The following is a 1,676-nucleotide window of genomic DNA, read 5'->3' as shown; positions in this document are numbered from 1 at the left end:
CGAGCAGGCCATCGCCCGCTACATCCGCGAGCATAACGCCACGTCGAGTCCATTCGTCTGGACCAAACCCGCCGACCACATCCTCGCCAAGCTCGCGCGGCTGCCTGCACCGTCCGAATGAGTCACTGCACTAGCAAGCGCGTAAATCGTCCGTCCGTCTCGGATCGCCAACGACCATTACGCTTAAGTTAAGAGACAGAAGAAGTTTCTCTTCCGGCCTGAATGTCTAAAACTCGAGCATATATTTTTTTGATTTCCTCATAGTTACGATCAGACGTAAAGTCATTTTCAAATTTCATGCGTGCTGAGCGGCGCATCTGCTGCAACTTTGTTGGCCCCACGAGAATTCGTCGAGCGGCGGAAGCGAGATCGCTACCATCTCCCGGCCTGAAAAACAAACCAGTGTAGTCCTCCTCAATGAGTTCTGCCATGGCACCCATTCGCGACGCAATCACCGGCGTACCCTTAGCAAACGCTTCCACTATCACACGCGGGAAACCCTCAAAACAAATTGATGGGACTATTAAAAAAGCCGCATGGCCGATATACTCGTAAACTAAATCTGCTGAAAGCTGACCCAACCATTTAATGGACGAATTCTGCGATGCTGCCGCTTCTACTTGTGCCGCCATTGGACCGTCACCAATTATTTTCAGCGGTATTTCACCACCAAGATGCCGCCAAGCATCCAAAAGCGTACCGATGCCTTTCTCATGTGAGAGCCGTCCGACATACACGCCGAAACCTTTGCCGCCTGATCCTAAACCTGGGTCCTGGTCTAAAAAATTGGGTTTAACCATAATCCGATCGTGTGGCAATCCGGCAGAAATGAATTTGTGCCGGCCAAACTCGGTGAGTGCAATGTATATATCAACAGCATCCTGCCAAGTCCCAGCTGCTCGGTGCGCAGCGAGCATAGTTGTAACAGTGGCGCTCGCGGTGTGACTTCCACGATAACATTTTCGCCAAATACCGCTCCATGGAGCATAGCTACCGAGGCAGTCCTCACAAATACTTCCATCGCGAAGCAGTAGAGCGCCCGCACACGTCAACCTGAAATTATGAAGAGTCTGAACTACGCCTACTCCTTCAGCACGAGCAGCATAGTAAGCAGCCGGAGACATCAAAGGAAATGTATTGTGAAAATGCGCAATGTCGGGCTGCGTTTCGCGAAAAAGTTTTCTTAATTTTTTAAAAGAAGCCGGGTTCCATATCGTTCTAGCAGCGGCTTCGATTTTCCACATATTATCGACCGCATCGTTATGTAAGAAATACTCAATCACCTCGTCACCATTCTGACGCAACATGGCAATTTCTGATGCTACGCATAAGTCTTCACCACCAGACTGCTTGTAAAAGTTATGCGCTACTAAAACCTTCATACCAACTGCCCTTCACCGAAAAATTGTAAGTCGATTGTGACTAATTCTTGCTTCGTCCAACAGGCCTGGGTTGTTGGCTTTCTAGCAGCTCCTAATCACTTTCCGGGCATCAAAAGTCTCCTTTTAGTCTAGAGCCGCAAAGTAATATAGTCTATAGCAGATCTTTGAGGAGCATCCCTCGGCGGTAATTACCCACCCTCCTTACGCGGAAGCGGGTTGGCTGATTCGATCCTGGCATGCAGCGGGACGCGCTTGAGCGGCTGAGCAAGGCGGAGCTGATCGAGCTGGTGCTGC

1 protein-coding gene and 1 pseudogene are annotated in these 1,676 nt (G+C 50.1%); one reads left to right on the top strand and one right to left on the bottom strand.

The annotated features are described in order from the left end of the window. Nucleotides 1–121 (top strand): annotated as a pseudogene (locus E2C06_RS36340) (IS630 family transposase); the annotation flags it as partial. 67 nt (nt 122–188) lie between these two features. On the opposite strand, the gene E2C06_RS36335 reads toward E2C06_RS36340, so the two are convergent. Next, complete coding sequence (locus E2C06_RS36335; protein ID WP_133293366.1) at nt 189–1,382, bottom strand: glycosyltransferase family 4 protein; 1,194 nt, start codon at nt 1,380–1,382, stop codon at nt 189–191. Nucleotides 1,383–1,676: the final 294 nt, after the last annotated feature.

This window comes from Dankookia rubra (genome assembly GCF_004355005.1).
GTDB lineage: Bacteria > Pseudomonadota > Alphaproteobacteria > Acetobacterales > Acetobacteraceae > Paracraurococcus > Paracraurococcus ruber_A.
This window is presented reverse-complemented; position numbering and strand designations above follow the sequence as displayed.

Excerpts from the sequence above, each read along its gene's own strand:
- E2C06_RS36335 (WP_133293366.1), bottom strand. The coding sequence starts at position 1,382 with ATGAAGGTTTTAGTAGCGCATAACTTTTACAAGCAGTCTGGTGGTGAA.